Origin of the sequence: Manganibacter manganicus (assembly GCF_002075885.1) — a bacterium.
GTDB lineage: Bacteria > Pseudomonadota > Alphaproteobacteria > Rhizobiales > Rhizobiaceae > Mesorhizobium > Mesorhizobium manganicum.
Genome location: NZ_MDET01000012.1, coordinates 180967 through 198706, shown reverse-complemented (window position 1 = coordinate 198706; position 17740 = coordinate 180967). Strand labels below are relative to the sequence as shown.

Sequence of the window (17740 nt, the reverse complement as noted above, 5' to 3'; positions counted from 1 at the left end):
GTTGATCTATTGATCCGCCCCGCCTTGTGCAATGCTGGAGGTCACCGCCGCTTCGATAGCCCGCTTCAATTCGTCCTTCACCTGGACCGTTTCGGCCATCACTGCATCCATCTTGAGAAAATCGAGCACGCGGAAGCGCGAAACCGGCGGGCGGATCAGAATATCCGGCTGGCACTGTGCAAGTTTGTTGGCGATGATAGATTGCATCATCAATTGCGTCGCGCCGAACATCAGGTCGACCGAGGTTGGGTGCTTGCGTTCAGCGTCGGAAGGCGCGCCAACAACATCGACGGCGATGATGATGTCGGCGTCATGCGTTATCAGATCAAAGGGAACCGGATTGTAGATCCCGCCATCAATGAACATCGTGCCGTCACGCAGCACGGGGCGAAAGACTGCGGGGATAGCGCATGAGGCGGCAAGGGCCGAGTAAAGATCGCCATTGTCCAACACAGCGAGTTTGTGGCCGAAATAGTCGGTTGCCGTGACCTTCAACGGGATGCCAAGTCCGGCAAAATAGGTGGGTACGTCCTCGGGCAGAAACGCCTTGAGGATACGTTCCACGTTGAACTGGCTGACCCGAAACCCGGTTTCCATCATTTCGGCCAGAGTACCCGGCCTTGCTTGCCACATGCGGCTGGCTACTGTCGCACGGTGAGACAGGATCGAGCGGGTATGGGCGTGAATATCCTTGCCGTTCATTCCGGCAGCCATGCAGGCGCCGACAACCGCACCGATCGACGATCCTGCGATCGCAACGGGCGCAATCCCAAGCTCGTCCAGAGCCTCCACGACATGAATGTGCGCGAGACCGCGCGCGCCCCCTCCCCCAAAGGCAATGCCGAAGGTCGGGCTCATTCCTTTTTGTCCTGCCCCGCTGATTTGTCTCCAGAAAGAGGTGGCCCGACAATCAACACCGCGGGCGCAACCGACAGCAGCTTCTTTGCAACGGCCTTGACCTCATTCAGTGTCACGCCATTGATCAGCGCCTCGCGCCGCTGGATGTAATCGATACCCAGCCTGTCGAGTTGCAACTCCAGCAGCGTGGCAGCGATAGACCCCGAAGAATCCAGATTGTTGATCGCGTAGGCACCAATCATGTAAGTCTTCATCGCAGCCAACTCGGCTTCGGTCGGTCCTGTCTCGATCATCTGTCGCACCGTGTCGCGAACCACATTCAGCGTTTCGCTCGCCCTGTCCGAGCGTGTAGCCGTGGCAATGAAAAGCATGGAAGAATGATCCCGGTCTATCAGTCCGGAACTAACGCTATAGGCTAGGCCGCGCTTTTCACGCACTTGTTTGAAAAGATGCGAAGTGAAGTCGCTGCCGCCGAGAATTTGGTTCATGAGCGCAGCCGCATAAAAATCCGGCGCTGAACGTTTTACGCCTGGATAGGCCAGTTGCAGCGATGTCTGGGGTAGGTCATAGGTCACCTGCAATTGTTGTCCGAGTCTCGGCGCGACATCCGCGACTGGCTTCAGCACCTGTTCCTGTGGCAAATCACCGAACACTGAATCCAGTTTGCCCTTCAATGTGGCGGCGTCAATATCTCCGACCACCGCCACATGCAGGCCATCCTTGGCAAAGATCGCCTCATGGAAGGCATGGAGGTCGTCGGCGGTAACGGTCGCGATGCTATCTTTCGTGCCTTCTTCCACCCGCCCATATGGATGATCGCCATAAAGCGCTCGTAACCATTTTTTCTGGGCGATGGTGTCGGGGTCCCGCTCGCCGGCAACGATGCCGGATAGGATCTGCGCGCGAATACGATCGATCGGCTGTTGATCGAAACGAGGTTTTTCGACTGCCAGCTTGAGCAGCGAGAATGCCTCGTCCTTGCGGTTGGAAAGCATGCGCATAGAACCGTAAATGCCATCGCGGGTTTCGCTGAAACCCATTTCCGCCCCGACATCATCGAGCTTGATCTGAAAGGCCTCACTGTCGAGATCGCCGGCGCCTTCATCGAACAGCCCGGTCATTAGATTGGCGAGCCCTTCCTTGCCCGCCGGATCTTGCGAACTGCCGCCATCGAAAACAAAGCGGATCGTGACGATCGGCAATGAATGATCTTCAACCAGCCATGCGGTGATGCCCTTGTCGGATTTGACTGACTGAATGTCGACGGCCGCATGAGCGGTGATTGCCGGCAGAATGAGAAACAGGAGCGAAAGCACGAACACCGCGGCAGACGTGGTAAATCTGGTTCGCGCGGCTCTAACGGAATTCATCGCTTCAATCCCCCGCTTCCGTCTTGGGCAGAAGATAGCCGGTCGTCGCACGATCCATATCCAGATATCGAGCCGCAACGACCTTTATGTCCTCCGCTGTCACCTTGCGAATTCTGTCGGGCCACGTCGCGACGTCCGCCACCGTGCCGCCGGTCGTCAGCGTCATCCCATAGATGTTGGCCATACCTGACTGCCTGTCGCGCGCGAAGATCATCGAGCGGACGAAGCGGTCTTTCGCCTTCTCCAATTCGGTATCGGTGACCCCGTCTTTGACGATCCGGGCGACTTGCGCCTCAACCGCCGCCTCGACGTCCGCGAGTTTGGCGTTGCCACGCGGCGCGGCATAAACGCTGAAACTCGTGCCGTCGAACATCCGGCCCATAAAGCTGGCGCCGACATTGCTCGCGATTCCCTGCTTGACGACCAGTTCCTGGTAGAGCCGGCTTCGCGTGCCTCCACCAAGAATTTCAGCCAACAGATCGAGCGCCTCGGCTTCGCCTGGCTTGGCGGTATGATAGGAGGGCACGACCCAGCGTGTGGAGAAGCTCGGCAGGCTGACGCGAGCATCCCTGAGTGTTACCGTTCGCCGCGTATTCTGTTCCGGTTCAACCGGACGAGCGCGCGGTGGCAATTCGGGACCACGTGCGAGTTTGCCGAAGGTTTGCTTTGCAAGCGCCTTGACTTTTTCCGGGTCGACGTCGCCGGCTACCACCAGCACCGCATTGTTGGGCACATAATAGCGATCGTAGAATGCCCTCGCCTCTTGGCGGTTGAGTTGTTGGATCTCCTGCATCCAACCGATAACCGGGATGCGGTAGGGCTCATTCTGGTAAAGGGTCGCGTTGACTTCCTCGTCGAGGATCGCCGACGGATTGTTGTCGACACGGGCGCGACGCTCTTCCATCACCACGTCGCGCTCGGTTTCGACCAGCTGATCGGAGAGCACGAGGTTGCGCATGCGGTCGGCTTCGAAAGCCATCATCTCGCCAAGCGAACCGGGCGGTATGGTTTCGTGAAAGCAGGTGTAATCATAGGAGGTGAAGGCATTATCGTGCCCTCCGATTGCCGCCACGGCGCGATCGAATGCCCCTTCGGGATGATTGGTCGTTGCCTTGAACATCAGATGTTCGAAGAAGTGAGCGATGCCAGACTTGCCTGGTGGCTCGTCGGCGCTGCCAACCTTGTACCAAACCATCTGCGTGACAATCGGTGCGCGATGGCTCGGAATGACGACCACCTGCATGCCATTCTCGAGCGTGAAGTCGGAGACCGCCCAGTCGGCAGCGGGAGAAGACGGCGCCTCGGCGGAAGCAGGCCCGGTTAATACAGCACCGAGCAACATGACATAACCCGAAAGGCGCAAGCGATCAGCCCAAACTGTCATGCAAGGCTCCGAGATGATTCATGCCGGGACGATAGGCAGCGTGGAACGAGGCGTGAAATGAATTATGTGTCATCTGCCCGACAATGACGGCCAAAGTCAGGTCATCTCGATGAAGCGAATCACGGTGTCGCCATAGCTGCGTTGCTCAACCGTCGCAAAACCTGGCCCCGGTTCGAAGGGCGCGCTTATATCTTCCTCCACGACGCAAAGCGCGTCGGGAGCCAGCCAACCGCCCGCCCGCGCGGATCGCAGCGCCTGTTCGCCGAGCCCTTTGCCATAAGGCGGGTCGGCAAAGATCAAACCAAAAGCGCCCAGTGGGCCGGCCTCGCCCAATGCTGTCGCATCGCGGCGAAATATTTTTGTGCGTCCAGTAAGGGCGAATGACTCAACATTTGTGCGAATGAGGCCGCGCCCTTCGACGGATTGCTCGATGAATACGGCATTCGCCGCGCCGCGCGACAACGCTTCGAGTCCCAAGGCACCGGTTCCGGCGAAGAGATCGAGTATGCGCGCTCCCTCAAGGTGACTTCCGAAGCGATGCGCCAAAACGTTAAAGACGGCTTCGCGCGTGCGGTCGCTCGTCGGTCGAATAGCGTCTGAGCGTGGCGTGGCGAGCGGCCTGCCACGGAATTCACCACCGACAATACGCATCAGCGGCCCTTCGGCCCCTTATATGGCCTGGAGCCGGGGCGACCGGGGCCACCCTTTCCTGAATGTGCAGGCCGATCGTCGCGAGCCTTACGGAACGGCTTCGATCCAGCATTTTTGTCAGGTGAACGACCGCGGTCTGGGCCACCCTCCGGCTTTTCCGTTGCCAGTTGATCCTTGCCCCTGGGGCGAGCATCCGGCGCCATCCAGACATTGGCATGGCGTTGACCTTGTGGCCGGCTTTCGGGACGCTCACGAGAATCAGGCTTTTTACCGAAATTGTTGCGCTCACGCTTCGTCGTCAATTTGCCGAGCGCTTCCTCGCGGCTATCTTCCCGGCGCCTGCGAGCCTTGATCAGTCCGCCTTCGCCGATCGGCTGCCGAATTTGTTTCGGTGCCCCTGCGGGGATTTCGGATCGAGGTTCGTAGCGCCGCACCGGCTTGTTGGAAAATGGTTGTGCGATGTCGGCTTCGAAATTCGCACCCGATTCCTCGATCAGGCGTTCGCCAAGTTGATCCCGCAATGTGCGCCCCTTGACCTCCAGAACATGGCCTTCTGGCAATTCATCCAACTGGAACGGCCCATAAGAAATCCGAATCAGGCGCGTCACGTTCAATCCAAGAGCACCCAGTATGTTTTTCACCTCGCGGTTCTTGCCTTCCCGCAGACCGAGCGTCAGCCAGGCATTCGTACCTTGCTCTCGATCGAGCGTTGCCTCTACGGCGCCATAAAACACACCATCGACGGCAATTCCCTCACGCAAACCTGCCAATGCGCGCTCTTCGACCTTTCCATGGACACGTACCCGGTAGCGGCGCAGCCAACCGGTCGCCGGCAGTTCAAGCACGCGCGACAGCCCGCCATCATTGGTCAGCAGCAGCAACCCTTCGGTGTTGATGTCGAGACGCCCGACAGTCATCAATCGCGGCAGATCGGCGGGCAGCACATCGAATACGGTCCTGCGGCCCTGCGGATCGCGATTGGTCGTCACTACGCCGGCAGGCTTGTGAAAGAGAAACAGCCGCGTACGCTCGATCGGCGGAATTTCCGTACCGTCGAGTTGGATGATATCCGCGGGCATCACGTTGAAAGCGGGCGATGAAAGAACCGTCCCGTTGACCCTGACGCGACCGGCGGCGATCAGTTCTTCGGCGTCCCGCCGTGAAGCGATACCGGCACGCGCCAGCCGCTTGGCGATGCGTTCGCCAACCTCCCCGGAAATATCCGCCGGGCGCGGACGCGGCTTGAAGCTGGACCCCTTCACATTGGAACTGCCATCAAAGCGGCGCTGAGGTCGATCAGGACGACGCTCTCCTTCGCCCCTTTCGAATCGCGGAGGGAATGTCTTGCGCGGCTCTTCATTCTTGTCGAAGCGTCGGCTTACCGGCTTCTCCGAACTATATGGTTTCCCTTCCGGCCTCGGCCCCTTTCGAAATGGTCGCTCGCCTTCCTCAAACCCGCGTTTTGGCCGCTCTTCATCGGTTGCTGCCTTACCGGTTCTCGGAGCGAAAGCTTTTTTATCGCCATGACGCTCGGCAAACGACTTGCCGGACGAGCGACCGGAAAATGGCTTCTTGCCAGCGCCGAATGATGGCTTGCCGGGAGCCCTCCGACTTTGATCGGAGCCGGGAGCGTGGCGGCGTGCGCCTATTGATTTTGGGCGATGACCGCGCTTGGAATGATTGTCGTTGTCGTCCATGTGGCATTTACCCGTTTGCGCGGCTAGATAACAGGATCGCCGATCAGTGGCGAGGAGATAATAAGGATGCAAAATCCTTGAAACGCACGGATTTCATGGCAATCGCCCTGCAGGAGGCTGAGGCAGCCGGCAAGCGTGGCGAGATTCCTGTCGGCGCCGTGATCGCGGCAGGCGAAAGCGTCGTCGCAAAGGCAGGAAACCGCGCGCGCGAACTGGCCGATCCAACCGCCCATGCCGAAATACTGGTGATCCGTGAGGCCTGTCTGACCCTTTCGCAAGAACGTCTCGCGAACCTCGACCTCTACGTCACGCTCGAACCTTGCACCATGTGTGCCGCTGCCGTTTCTTTTGCCCGGTTGCGGCGCCTTTATTATGGCGCACCAGATGAAAAAGGCGGCGCGGTCGCCAATGGCGTGCGCTTCTTCGCCTCGCCGACGTGCCATCATATGCCGGACATCTATTCCGGCATTGCCGAAATCGAGGCTGCGTCCATGCTCAAGAGCTTCTTTCAAGCGCGACGCGATTGAGTTGACCGGTCAAGTCAGCGACAGGGCCTTGCCCGTCACCACCAGTCGAACCAGCCGCTTCCTTTGCCTTCAGCTTCGCGCTTCAGGCGCCGCTGCTTCTTGTATTCATCCTCACCGATATCGCCCTGCGGCGCGGTGGATGCCGGTACGCGATAGGTTAGAGGCGGCTCACTCAGATATTTGCGCTCGGTCGCGCTACCCTGCTTGCCTTCCGCAAGGCGACGATTGATCTCGGCACGGCGCGCTTCGCTGCCAATAGCGCTGCTCGTATCCGGTCCCAGATCGCGCTCGCGGTACGATGTTTGCCTTTTCGCGGGTTTGGTCGAACCACTCGAAATATCATTGATGATCTGTGGCTGATAATTGGGATCGTCAGCGTGTTCGGTTGCATATTTGCGCAGGCGGGCGCGACGCTGTTCAGGCGATTCGGGCCATTGATTGCTGGCAACCTGCGTAATGTCTTCCTGTGGAGCAGGCAGCGCCTCCTGCCCCCCGGAAGCCGGCTTCACCAAAGCAGGGCGCGGCCGATAGTCGATATGCGGATTTTCTTTCGGCTTCAGCGAAAAGGCACCAGAAAGGTCGCCGACAAGTTGTTCGGCAGAAGTTTTGTCGGTGCCATAGGTGGGCGAACTAACACAACCGGAGGCGGCAAGCGCCGAAACCGCAAACGGAGCCAGCACCAGCGCACGCGCATGATGTCGGGCGATCATGCCAAAAAATCTCACTTTTGATTGCCTCTTCGTCGCTACCGGTCGATATCCGGCGTCCGTCATCGCACGCTCTTCAAACGGAAATCCGGCGACAATTTGTCGTCGTGAGTTTCGCGCTTCTAGCTTAAGCCTTCGTCAAGAGCAATGCACAGCCAACCGACATATGACATTTACGCACCTTACATGCATCCCAGCGCCTTTAACTCATGCAAAACTCCCGCATCTCGCGCGGAGACGTCGGGGAATGTGGCATCGATGCCGACATCGGCGGTGTAGCGCCACGAGCGCGCGCATTTGCGCAAACCGTGATCCTCGGCCTTTTCGATCACCACTGCAACGCCAGGAACCTCACGCAACGCAAACGCTCCGGCGGGCGCTGCCTCACGCGACACGACCAGTTCGCTGGTGATGCTGATCTCGGCCATGTCGACGCCGTCGAGCGCCGACGCCAGTGTATGGTCAGCGATATAGGTCACCGGCACCGCTTCCAGCGAGGAGCCAATGGCCTTGCTGGCCCGCTGAAGTTCGAGCGCACCTGTAACCACGCTGCGCACCTTACGGATTTTTTTCCATTTTTCGGCCAGCAGATCGTTACGCCACACCGCCGGCACGTTCGGAAACTGTTCAAGATGCAGCGATTGCGCGTCCGGATTCCGGTCGAGCCATGCCTCCTCAGTCGTAAATGGCAGCATTGGCGCCAGCCATTTCACCAGGCAATCGAACAGATGCCGGACCACCTGGATCGCAGCTTTGCGCTTCACGCTCGACGGCGATTCACAGTAGAGTGCATCCTTGCGGATATCGAAATAGAAGGCGGAAAGCTCGATATTCATGAAATCGAGCAGCGCGCGGGTGATGCGCTTGAACTCAAAGGCGTCATATCCGGCTCGTACGATTTCGTCCAACTCGGACAACCGGTGCAGCATCAGTTGTTCAAGTTCGGGCATTTCGGCAAGCGGCACCTCCTCGCCCTTGTCATGAGCGAGCGTACCGAGCATCCAGCGAAGCGTGTTCCTGAGCTTACGATAAGCATCGATGTTGGTTTTCAGGATCGTCTTGCCGAGGCGCTGATCTTCCCAATAATCGGTCGTCATCACCCACAAGCGCAAAATGTCGGCGCCCGACTGCTTCATCACATCCTGCGGCACAACCGTATTGCCGAGGGATTTCGACATCTTGCGGCCTTGTTCGTCCATGGTGAAACCATGGGTGACGACGGCATTGTAAGGTGCCCTGCCTCGCGTGCCGCAGCTTTCGAGCAACGAGGAATGGAACCAGCCGCGATGCTGATCCGAGCCTTCGAGATAAACGTCTGCCGGCCATTTCAGATCGGGCCGATCTTCCAGCGTAAAGGTGTGGGATGAACCAGAGTCGAACCAGACATCGAGAATGTCCTTGACCATCACCCAATCTTCGTTGACGCGCGCGCCCAGAAAACGCTCACGCGCGCCCTCGGCGAACCAGGCATCCGCGCCTTCCGCCTCGAAAGCCTGGACGATGCGGGCATTTACGGCGGGATCATCGAGCACATTGCCATTGTCATCGGTGAACACCGCAATCGGCACGCCCCAGGCGCGCTGGCGCGACAGCACCCAATCCGGCCGCTCCTCGATCATGGCGCGCAGCCTTGTTTGCCCGGCGGCGGGCACGAAGCGGGTTGCGTCAATCGCTTTTAGCGCACGGCTACGCAGCGTTGTGCCGTCGCTCAGGTCTTTATCCATATGGACGAACCACTGCGGCGTGTTGCGGAAGATGATCGGCTTCTTGGAGCGCCAAGAATGCGGGTAGCTGTGCTTCAGCCGCCCACGCGCAAACAGCAGCTTGCGTGCAATCAGGGCCTCGATAACGGCCTTGTTGGCATCGCCCTTTTTGCCGTTGTCATCGATGACGCGCGCCGGCCCGCCCTCGCGATCCGGCCCGAAACCCGGTGCGTCCCTGGTGAAATAGCCGGCGTCGTCCACGGTGAAGGGAATTGCCGGATCAATGCCTCGGGCCTCCAATTCGCGCGCATGGTCCATCCATGCCTCGAAGTCTTCGCGGCCATGGCCGGGCGCGGTATGCACGAAACCGGTGCCGGCGTCGTCGGTGACGTGATCGCCGGCAAGCATGGGAACGGAGAATTCATAACCGCCGCCGAAGCCTTTGAGCGGGTGAGAAAGGACAAGTGCGCCGAGTTCGTCCTTTGAAACGTCGCGCAGACGATTCATCGTCAGTTTCGCCCTGGTGGCAGATTCTTCGGCCAGGGCATCGGCGAAGATCAGCTTTTCACCGGCCTGCGGGCCAAAATCATTCTCGGCTGCCGTAACCTCATAGAGGCCGTAGCCAATGCGTGGTGAATAGGCGACCGCGCGATTGCCGGGAATGGTCCAGGGCGTGGTTGTCCAGATGACGACAAAAGCACCCGCCAAGGTCGAACCATCCTTGACCGGGAACTTCACCCAGATCGTATCGCTCTCATGGTCGTGATATTCGACCTCGGCTTCGGCCAGCGCCGTGCGTTCGACTACGGACCACATTACCGGTTTGGAGCCGCGATAAAGCTGGCCGCTTGTGGCGAATTTCAAAAGCTCGCCCGCGATACGAGCCTCGGCGTGGAAAGCCATAGTCGTATAGGGATTTTTGAAATCTCCTACGACGCCAAGACGCAGGAATTCTTCGGTCTGGACACCAATCCAGTGCGCTGCGAACTCGCGACACTCCTTGCGGAATTCGTTGATCGGCACTTCGTCCTTGTTCTTGCCGGCGGCGCGGTATTTTTCCTCGATCTTCCACTCGATCGGCAGACCGTGGCAGTCCCAGCCCGGAACGTAGTTGGAGTCGAAGCCCCGCATCTGGAACGAGCGGGTGATGACGTCCTTGAGGATCTTGTTCAGCGCATGACCGATATGGATATTGCCGTTGGCATAAGGCGGGCCATCATGCAGCACGTATTTCGGGCGGTCGGCCGCATCTTCACGCAGGCGCCTGTAAAGGTCCATATCCTGCCAGCGCTTGACCAGCAGCGGCTCCTTTTCGGGCAAGCCGGCGCGCATCGGAAAATCCGTCTGCGGCAAATTCAGCGTCTTTGAATAGTCAATCGTCTCGGCGGTGTCGGTCATCTGTCTGCCATATCGGTTGCCGGCTCGGTCAGGCTCCGGCGTTCAACTATCATGTTCTGGAAAAAGCGCGAGGGCGCGGCCATAAATTCCCGGTGCTTCCGGCGGCAGAGCAAGCTCAGCCGACCTGAAACACCGGGCTGCTAATTCGTATCGCAATGGCGATCATGCGCGAAAAGCGGAACATGGCGCGCTTTTAACCGATGGAGCGACAGTAATAAAGTGGCCTTTGATTGCATCACAAGTGAAGTCGAAGCGATAGCTGGTCTTAACTCCAGAATCCGAGCAACAGGAGCCGGTTTACCCCGGATTTCCATAGCTGGACGAATACGACGCCCGGCCCTAGTCTTGCCTTGCGTACAGATATTCCAGGGAGGCGGTCGTGACGTCCAGCGAAGATGACATCAGAAATGCGATTGGTGAAACGCGGGCCAAGTGGGGATGGTTCGTCGCTCTCGGCGTGCTGTTGCTGATTTTCGGCGGCATCGCATTCGGCAATCTATTCGTCGCCACCGTCGTTTCGGTCTATTTCATTGGTTGGCTGATCCTGCTCGGCGGCGTTATCGAGATCATCCATGCTTTTGGTGTGAAAAGCTGGGGCCGCTTCTTCTACTGGCTGCTATCGGGCGTGCTTTACGCCATTGCCGGCTTCTTTGCCTTCTACAATCCGCTGCTGGCCTCGGCCGTACTGACTTTCCTGCTTGCGGTGACGCTGATCGCCGCTGGGCTGCTCAGGATTTGGGTCGGCTATCAGCACCGGGCCGAAAAAGGCTCCGGCTGGATCATCGCGGCCGGCATCGTCACGCTCCTCGTCGGCCTGTTGATCGCCTTCCGATGGCCCGCCAACAGCCTGTGGATTCTGGGGCTGTTCCTGGCCATCGACCTGGTTTTCCAAGGCTGGACCTTTATCGCCTTCGGTCTCGCCCTGAAGGCAAAAGCCAGAGCTTAAAAGGCGATCTTGGCGTCGAGGCCGGAAAGCGGCCTCACGCCGGCAAGCAGCGCCCTTGCCTCTTCCTCGTCGCGCTTCATCTGTCCGACGAGCGCATCAAGACCATCGAATTTTTTCTCGCCACGCAGATAGCCGAAGAAGGACACCGCGCAGGTCTCGCCGTAAAGATCGCCAGAAAAATCGAAAAGGAAGGTCTCAAGAAGCGGCGAGCCATCCTCGTCCACGGTCGGGCGGCGGCCGAAACTCGCCACCCCATCGTGAAGCGCGCCGCTGGCTCGTCGGAAGCGCACGGCATAAATGCCTTCCTTCAACGTGGTCTCGGGCGAAAGCTGCATGTTGGCGGTCGGGAAGCCGAGCGTCCGGCCAAGTTTCTGGCCGCCGATCACCGTGTTCTGAACCGTATAGCGGTAGCCGAGCAGGCCCGCCGCCTCGGCGGGCTCCCCGGTGGACAACAACGCGCGGACGCGGCTTGAAGAAATCACCTCGGCGTCCTCGTCGCGGAACGCGTCGACCAGTGTGACGCCGAAACCATGCCGCTCACCGGCCGCCATCAGATAGGCCGGACCGCCCTGACGATCCTTGCCGAAATGAAAGTCGAAGCCGGTCACGACATGAGTGATGCCGAGATTATGCTCCAGAATATCGGTCACGAAAGTTTCGGCCGAATGGCCGGCGAACTCACGGGTAAATGGCTGTTCGACGACCGCCGCGAAGCCCAGAGCATAAAGCAACCTTGCCTTCATCGGCGGCGGAGTCAGCACGAAATGGGCTTCGTCCGGGCGAAAGATTTTACGCGGATGCGGCTCGAAGGTCAGGACAAGCGCGGGCACGTTACGGCGTCTGGCCTCAGTGAGCGCGCATTCCAGAACGGCCTGATGGCCGCGGTGAACGCCATCGAAATTGCCGATTGCCACCACACCGCCTTTGAGGCGCTCAGGCAGGAAGGCCGAGTCCAGGATGCGGTCGCAGGTTTCCATGGCTGGACCTACACAAGCTTCGGCATGACGGCGACAGGCCGGTAACCGTGATTTTCCAGAAATGCCGCCAGCCGCGCCGGGTCGGGATTTTCCGGGTCGCCATATTCGCGTGCATGGATGCCGCCCGACACGTAGAGAACATCGAAATCATTGTCGACCGCGCCCTTGATATCGGTGGCCATGCCGTCTCCGATCGCCAGCACGGCTCTTTGGTCGACCGCGCCGCCCAATACGTCCTCGGCGGCTTGCAAGGCCGCCCGATAGATAGGCGCATACGGCTTGCCGGCAATCTGCGTACGGCCGCCAAGTTGCGTATAGATGCGCGCCAAAGCCCCGGCGCACCAGATCAGGCGCTCGCCGCGTTCCACCATAATGTCGGGATTGGCGCAGATGAACGGCAGATTGCGTGAGCGCAGCCGCATCAGCAATTCGCGGTAATCCTCCGGCGTCTCGGCTTCATCATCGAACAGGCCGGTGCAGACCACCGCGTCGGCCTCGACATCTTCGACAAGCTCAACATCGAGCCCATCATAAATCTTCAATTCCCGCTCCGGGCCGAGATGAAACACCCGGCGCGGCCCCTGTGCGATCAGAGCGCGGGTAACATCTCCAGAACTCACCACGCGGTCGAACACGCCTTCGGGAACGCCAAGGCCATGCATCTGGACGATCACATCGTCGCTAAGACGTGGTGAGTTGGTGATCATGATGACGGCAAGGCCAGTGTCGCGTGCCCGAGTCAACGCTGCCGCCGCTGCGGGGAAATGGCGCTCGCCATTGTGCAACACGCCCCACACATCGCAAAACAGCGCCGAATAGCGGCCGGAAATGCCGTCCAGAGAAGCGATCACATCGGGCTGGTCCGCCATGCCGTTCGTTGCTTTCGTTAAAAGAGTGATGGTCCGCGAAATTGATGGAGCGGCCTGCAATTAGCCGAAGCACACTGCCCTGTCATCATCTTTGCGCCGACTCGCCGGCAAACGGACAACCCAGCAACGGTTAACGAGGGCCTATTGCGTTTGGATGATTTGGACGTGTCGAACGAACCGCAGATTCAAGTTTTTATGAGATTACGCGCCATTGAATTGGCTTTGCGGGGTTTGGCCGATGGACTGGAAAATTTCTGGCAGGCAGGTAGATGGCGTTGACCGGATCGCCGCCAAATTCGCCGCACACGCCAAAGCTTATCCGGCATGCAAAAAGGGCAATTTTGCTGTCATGTTTGGCCTGGCACTGATCCCCATACTGGCGGCGGTCGGCGTGAGCGTCGACTATGTTCGCGCCTATAAGGTGCAGACCTTCATGCAGGATGAGGTGGATACCACCGCCCTTGGCAGCGCCCGGCTGGGGCAAACCGGCAATTACGACCCGCTGATTCAACTTGCCAGCACCACCATCAACCAGCGTTTCGGCAATGGCGCATGGATCGAAGGGCTAGATGTGCAGGGACATTGGATTTCCGCCACCGATTTTCAGGTCGATGCCAGTGGTACTGTCCCGGTGACGATCCTCTCGGCCGTTCCGGGCATGCCTGGCGGCGTTCCCGTTTCAGCGAGCGCGACGGTGCGTGTTGCTGAACCCAAATACATTTATCCGCCGCCAACGCTTAGCGAATTAGACCCTGACGCTGACGACTACAACCGCATCTACGTCTATTGTTTCGACAAGACGAAGAAGAGCGAACCAGATAAAGGGCGATCCGAAGAAGTTGCTATAGCCGATAATGCCGGCACAAAATATTCATACACTATGCCCTCATGCGATCCAGGACAGGTACTCAGCTACCGCCTGAAGAACGTCCGAAACGCGAGGAAAAACAAAGACCTATGGGATAGCAAAACTGCTACGCCATACGACTATTACACCGATACAGTCCTCAACAATGAGGGTGCCGAGATGTACGATCTAGGCGGCTGGAAAATCCTTCAAACCGTGCTTTGCGCCAATTTGAATGAATGCAAGGGCAAGAGTAAAGGAGGCATCCTGCCGGAAGGAACGGGACAAAATCCTACATTCGATACGGCAGCATGTTCGCCCGGAAAATTCATGTACTATGGCTGGGAAGACCGGCCGCCGGGCCGAGGTTCCAGCGACCAGGACTATAACGATATTCGTATCATCATGAGCTGCCCCACCGTCGAAGCTGTCGGAGATCGAACCGTTCGGCTGATCCGATAATTTTTGCGCTGCTGGACAGTCGGCCTGCCAGCAGCGCTGTTTTGTCGTTCACATCGGGCGACGTTCGGGAATCCTGCGCTCCGGTTCGACCAGCCTGCGATAAAGATGCCAGGTCGCATGGCCGAGAACCGGGATGACGACCGCCAGACCGGCGAAGAGCGGAATTGAGCCGATCACCAGAAGTGCCGCAACGATCAGCCCCCAAAGTGCCATCTGCAACGGGTTCATCACCACGGCACGAACGGACGTTTCAATGGCCGCCACCACACCGACATCGCGATCAAGCAGAAGCGGGAAAGCAATTACCGTCGTTGCCAGCACCACCACGGCAAAGACGAAGCCGACCGCGTTTCCGACAAGGATCAGTTGCCAGCCCCTGGCTGTGGTGAAAACTTCACCGAGAAAGCTTTCCAGCGAAGCCGGCGGCATGTCGCCGAAAAGACCGGTGTAGATTGACTGGGCCGTAAACAGCCACAGCAGGAAAAATGCAAATAGCATGATGCCGATCACGGCGATGGAATAACGTGCAGGCGAATGACGCACATCCCATGCGTGGCGCCACGAGGTATCGAGGCCGCGTTCACGCCGGCGGCTGATCTCATAAAGCCCTATACCTGCGAACGGCCCGATCAGCGCAAACCCCGACATCAGCGGATATACGAGATGAAGTGCGTTGGCGCCGGTCGTCCACCGGGTCAGGATAATGCCGACGATTGGATAAATCAGGCAGAGAAAAACATAGTGAGACGGCTTTTCCCAAAAATCCTCGGCGCCGAGCCGCAGAGCGTCGCCAATATCCCTCATCGTGATATGCCGCACGACCGGTTGCGCGAGCATGCCCTGCGCATCTGCCATGACATGAAAATTGGCCATAACCTTTCTCCCGTGCAACGGGCAGTCATCGCCATGATGGCCGCCCATGGCTGCCATTGAATGTGGGCACTCTAGCAGATTTGATGCCGCTTGTGTTGCGTCCCCCGCAATTGTGATGAAATTCACCCTGCCCGGCAAAAGCCACGATCCGCAGGTTATGAGGCAGCATGACAGTGACCGCATCCGGCAGCCTTTCTCTCGAATGCCCGCCAAACATAAAGCGCCGCAGATTTCTCAAGGCTGCCAGCCTTGGCATCATATTGGGTCTTGCCGGTTGCGGCGCGCTCAACATGGAAACAGGCGATGGCGTATCGACTTCAGCCGTATCGACGCTTGCGCGTATTCGCACGGCGGCGGGCCTGCGCGTGCTGGCCGCCGATCGGCGGTTGGAGCGCGCGGCCTTGCAACAGGCGCGCTACATGGCGGCTGCGCGTTCGATGACGCATAACACCGGCTGGGGCCGCGATTTCGTGTCCCGCGTCAAGGACAACGGCATTGAGGGCGTGGCGGCCGAAAACATCGCCGAGGGCCGCATGGATATCGAACGGCTATTCGCCATGTGGATGGATTCACCACCTCATCGGCGCAATATGCTCGATGGACGATTCACCCGTTTTGGCCTGGCTTACGTCCGCGATGCGAGAAATCCCGATTGGCGCTATTGGGCACTGTTGCTGGGCACGTGAGCAGATGGTTCTCAATCCATGTGCGCTGCTGGCGCACTGCCTCCACCCGCATTTCCATATTGCGGGCGGCGCAACAGGAAGATCAGCGGCAGCGCTGCCAGCGTGACCAGCATCATCAGCTTGAAGTCGTCGACATAGGAAATCATCAAAGCCTGGGTATTGACCATCCCGTCGACCCGCGCCAACGCCGTTGGGTCGCTGCGCGCGGCATCCGGCATCGCCATCCAGAGATTCGGGTTGAAAGGATTGATGTGTGCTGAAAGCTCCGCATGGTTGACCTGAACGTTGCGCGTCAACAGGGCCGAAACGATCGAAATGCCGATCGACGAGCCGATGTTGCGCACCAGGCTGAACAGCGCGGTCGCATCGGTACGGAAGCGCGCGTCAAGGGTGGCAAAGGCGACTGTGGTCAATGGAACAAAGACGAGGCCAAGCCCCAAGCCCTGAACGATGCCGGAAACGATGATCGGCCAGGAATCCATTTGCGGCGAAAAACCGGACATGTCGTACAGCGACTGTGCGGTCAAAAGCAGTCCTATCACCACAAGAATGCGCGGATCCATCCGGTGAACGATGCGCCCGACCACCAGCATCGAGATCATCGTGCCGACGCCGCGCGGTGCCATGACGAGGCCCGTCGTGATCGTCGGGTAGGCGAAGATGGCCGATAGCATGGGCGGTAGAAGTGCGAGGCTTGCCAGCAATATCACCCCGATCACAAAGATGAAGACAAGGCCGGTTGCAAAATTGCGATCCAGAAAAATCTTGGGATCGATGAAAGGATGATCGCCCATGATGGTATGAACGATGAATATCCAGAATCCGGTAAGCGACAGTCCGAGTTCGATCCATATCTCTACGGACGAGAACCAGTCCGCGTCGGCGCCGCGATCCAGCATAAGTTGAAGTGCCCCGACTCCCAGCGACAGCATGGCGAAGCCAAAGAAATCAAAGCTGCGCGCCCGCTTGGCAATGCTTGGCAGATAGATCAACATGCCTATGAAGGCGACAATACCAACCGGCAGGTTGATGAAGAACACCCAGCGCCAGTTGAAGCTTTCGGTCAGCCAGCCGCCCAGTGTCGGACCGATAATCGGCCCGACCATGATACCAGCTCCCCAGATCGCCATAGCCTGACCGTGGCGCTCCCTTGGATTGATGTCGAGCAGGAACGTCTGCGACAGCGGGACGATGGCGGCGCCGAACACACCCTGCATGAGACGGAATGCCACCATCGACTCCAGGCTCCAGGCAACACCGCAGAGCATGGAAAAGACAACGAATCCGACAACGGATACGAGGAATAATTCCTTGCGCCCGACGCGATCGGAGAGCCAACCTGTCACCGGCGTCATGATCGCCGCCGAGACGATGTAGGACGTCAAGACCCAGTTGATCGTGTCGCGCGATGCACCGAGGTCGCCGGTCATCGACGGCAATGCAACATTGGCAATCGTGGTGTCGAGCACCTGCATGACCGTTGCCAGCATGATCGAAATCGTGATCAGGCCGCGATGCGGAACCTCTCGATGCGTTTCGGGCGTGCTCATGACAAAACTTCACTATGAGAAGACGAAACCGCACCTTTCCGGAACGGCTTCCCGGACAGCGGAACCTGACCGTTAGCGGAATGCCCTACGCGGTGGGACGCGAAAGTCGAAGCGGGGGTCACATCGACCTGGCATTTCCGCCGAGCGGCAGGCCCGCCATCCGGAAACTGAAAATCAGTCCGCAATATCAATGCCATAAAGGTTAGCCGATGTTTCAGTCGTTAGAGCTCAGCGC

The 17740-nt window shown here is 58.7% G+C and carries 15 protein-coding genes; 4 read left to right on the top strand and 11 right to left on the bottom strand.

Annotated features, from left to right (window positions below):
• Positions 1-6 precede the first annotated feature (6 nt).
• From BFN67_RS09820 to BFN67_RS09800, 5 genes are all read right to left on the bottom strand, one after another.
• Entirely contained in the window at positions 7-858 is an 852-nt protein-coding gene (locus BFN67_RS09820) for a patatin-like phospholipase family protein (protein ID WP_080919434.1), read from the bottom strand.
• On the bottom strand, positions 855-2228 hold the full coding sequence (locus BFN67_RS09815) for a M16 family metallopeptidase (protein ID WP_080919433.1): 1374 nt from the start codon (positions 2226-2228) through the stop codon (positions 855-857). Before BFN67_RS09815 ends, BFN67_RS09820 begins: the two co-directional genes overlap by 4 nt.
• Positions 2229-2232: 4 nt before the next feature.
• Positions 2233-3612 (bottom strand): M16 family metallopeptidase, encoded by a 1380-nt coding sequence (locus BFN67_RS09810; protein ID WP_080919432.1) that lies wholly within the window; start codon positions 3610-3612, stop codon positions 2233-2235.
• Positions 3613-3708: 96 nt separating this feature from the next.
• Entirely contained in the window at positions 3709-4263 is a 555-nt protein-coding gene (rsmD, locus tag BFN67_RS09805) for a 16S rRNA (guanine(966)-N(2))-methyltransferase RsmD (protein ID WP_080919431.1), read from the bottom strand.
• Entirely contained in the window at positions 4263-5960 is a 1698-nt protein-coding gene (locus tag BFN67_RS09800) for a pseudouridine synthase (protein WP_080919430.1), read from the bottom strand. Before BFN67_RS09800 ends, rsmD begins: the two co-directional genes overlap by 1 nt.
• Positions 5961-6037: 77 nt before the next feature.
• Between BFN67_RS09800 and BFN67_RS09795 the strand changes: the two genes are divergently transcribed.
• Positions 6038-6487 carry a nucleoside deaminase gene (locus tag BFN67_RS09795; protein ID WP_080919429.1) on the top strand — a complete coding sequence of 150 codons (450 nt, stop codon included), beginning with the start codon at positions 6038-6040 and terminating at the stop codon, positions 6485-6487.
• Between the two features lie 35 nt (positions 6488-6522).
• On the opposite strand, the gene BFN67_RS09790 is transcribed toward BFN67_RS09795, so the two are convergent.
• On the bottom strand, positions 6523-7197 hold the full coding sequence (locus BFN67_RS09790) for a hypothetical protein (RefSeq protein ID WP_139789115.1): 675 nt from the start codon (positions 7195-7197) through the stop codon (positions 6523-6525).
• A gap of 179 nt (positions 7198-7376) precedes the next feature.
• The gene (gene ileS, locus BFN67_RS09785; RefSeq protein ID WP_080919427.1) at positions 7377-10295 is read right to left on the bottom strand and encodes an isoleucine--tRNA ligase; all 2919 of its coding nucleotides are present in this window, start codon (positions 10293-10295) and stop codon (positions 7377-7379) included.
• Positions 10296-10674: 379 nt separating this feature from the next.
• Between ileS and BFN67_RS09780 the strand changes: the two genes are divergently transcribed.
• On the top strand, positions 10675-11241 hold the full coding sequence (locus tag BFN67_RS09780; protein ID WP_080919426.1) for an HdeD family acid-resistance protein: 567 nt from the start codon (positions 10675-10677) through the stop codon (positions 11239-11241).
• Here the strand turns inward: BFN67_RS09780 and BFN67_RS09775 are convergent.
• Together BFN67_RS09775 and BFN67_RS09770 are read right to left on the bottom strand one after the other, a co-directional pair.
• Positions 11238-12218 carry a bifunctional riboflavin kinase/FAD synthetase gene (locus BFN67_RS09775; protein ID WP_080919425.1) on the bottom strand — a complete coding sequence of 327 codons (981 nt, stop codon included), beginning with the start codon at positions 12216-12218 and terminating at the stop codon, positions 11238-11240. The genes BFN67_RS09780 and BFN67_RS09775 overlap by 4 nt on opposite strands.
• Positions 12219-12226: 8 nt before the next feature.
• Entirely contained in the window at positions 12227-13087 is an 861-nt protein-coding gene (locus tag BFN67_RS09770) for a TIGR01459 family HAD-type hydrolase (RefSeq protein WP_080919424.1), read from the bottom strand.
• A gap of 238 nt (positions 13088-13325) precedes the next feature.
• On the opposite strand from BFN67_RS09770, the gene BFN67_RS09765 reads away from it, so the two are divergent.
• Positions 13326-14396, top strand: coding sequence for a TadE/TadG family type IV pilus assembly protein (locus BFN67_RS09765; protein ID WP_080919423.1), 1071 nt, complete (start codon positions 13326-13328; stop codon positions 14394-14396).
• Between the two features lie 48 nt (positions 14397-14444).
• Here BFN67_RS09765 and BFN67_RS09760 read toward each other — a convergent pair whose 3' ends face one another.
• Positions 14445-15269, bottom strand: a complete 825-nt coding sequence (locus tag BFN67_RS09760; RefSeq protein WP_080919422.1) for a DUF2189 domain-containing protein — start codon at positions 15267-15269, stop codon at positions 14445-14447.
• A gap of 167 nt (positions 15270-15436) precedes the next feature.
• Between BFN67_RS09760 and BFN67_RS09755 the strand changes: the two genes are divergently transcribed.
• Entirely contained in the window at positions 15437-15955 is a 519-nt protein-coding gene (locus BFN67_RS09755) for a CAP domain-containing protein (RefSeq protein WP_080919421.1), read from the top strand.
• An 11-nt stretch (positions 15956-15966) separates the two neighbouring features.
• Here the strand turns inward: BFN67_RS09755 and BFN67_RS09750 are convergent, their stop codons facing one another.
• Positions 15967-17505: a DHA2 family efflux MFS transporter permease subunit gene (locus BFN67_RS09750; RefSeq protein WP_080919420.1), complete on the bottom strand. Its 1539-nt coding sequence runs from the start codon at positions 17503-17505 to the stop codon at positions 15967-15969.
• Between the last annotated feature and the right edge of the window lie 235 nt (positions 17506-17740).

Coding starts and splice junctions, on each gene's coding strand:
- BFN67_RS09820 (WP_080919434.1), bottom strand. CDS start 858: ATGAGCCCGACCTTCGGCATTGCCTTTGGGGGAGGGGGCGCGCGCGGT.
- BFN67_RS09815 (WP_080919433.1), bottom strand. CDS start 2,228: ATGAATTCCGTTAGAGCCGCGCGAACCAGATTTACCACGTCTGCCGCG.
- BFN67_RS09810 (WP_080919432.1), bottom strand. CDS start 3,612: ATGACAGTTTGGGCTGATCGCTTGCGCCTTTCGGGTTATGTCATGTTG.
- rsmD (WP_080919431.1), bottom strand. CDS start 4,263: ATGCGTATTGTCGGTGGTGAATTCCGTGGCAGGCCGCTCGCCACGCCA.
- BFN67_RS09800 (WP_080919430.1), bottom strand. CDS start 5,960: ATGGACGACAACGACAATCATTCCAAGCGCGGTCATCGCCCAAAATCA.
- BFN67_RS09790 (WP_139789115.1), bottom strand. CDS start 7,197: ATGATCGCCCGACATCATGCGCGTGCGCTGGTGCTGGCTCCGTTTGCG.
- ileS (WP_080919427.1), bottom strand. CDS start 10,295: ATGACCGACACCGCCGAGACGATTGACTATTCAAAGACGCTGAATTTG.
- BFN67_RS09775 (WP_080919425.1), bottom strand. CDS start 12,218: ATGGAAACCTGCGACCGCATCCTGGACTCGGCCTTCCTGCCTGAGCGC.
- BFN67_RS09770 (WP_080919424.1), bottom strand. CDS start 13,087: ATGGCGGACCAGCCCGATGTGATCGCTTCTCTGGACGGCATTTCCGGC.
- BFN67_RS09765 (WP_080919423.1), top strand. CDS start 13,326: ATGGACTGGAAAATTTCTGGCAGGCAGGTAGATGGCGTTGACCGGATC.
- BFN67_RS09760 (WP_080919422.1), bottom strand. CDS start 15,269: ATGGCCAATTTTCATGTCATGGCAGATGCGCAGGGCATGCTCGCGCAA.
- BFN67_RS09755 (WP_080919421.1), top strand. CDS start 15,437: ATGACAGTGACCGCATCCGGCAGCCTTTCTCTCGAATGCCCGCCAAAC.
- BFN67_RS09750 (WP_080919420.1), bottom strand. CDS start 17,505: ATGAGCACGCCCGAAACGCATCGAGAGGTTCCGCATCGCGGCCTGATC.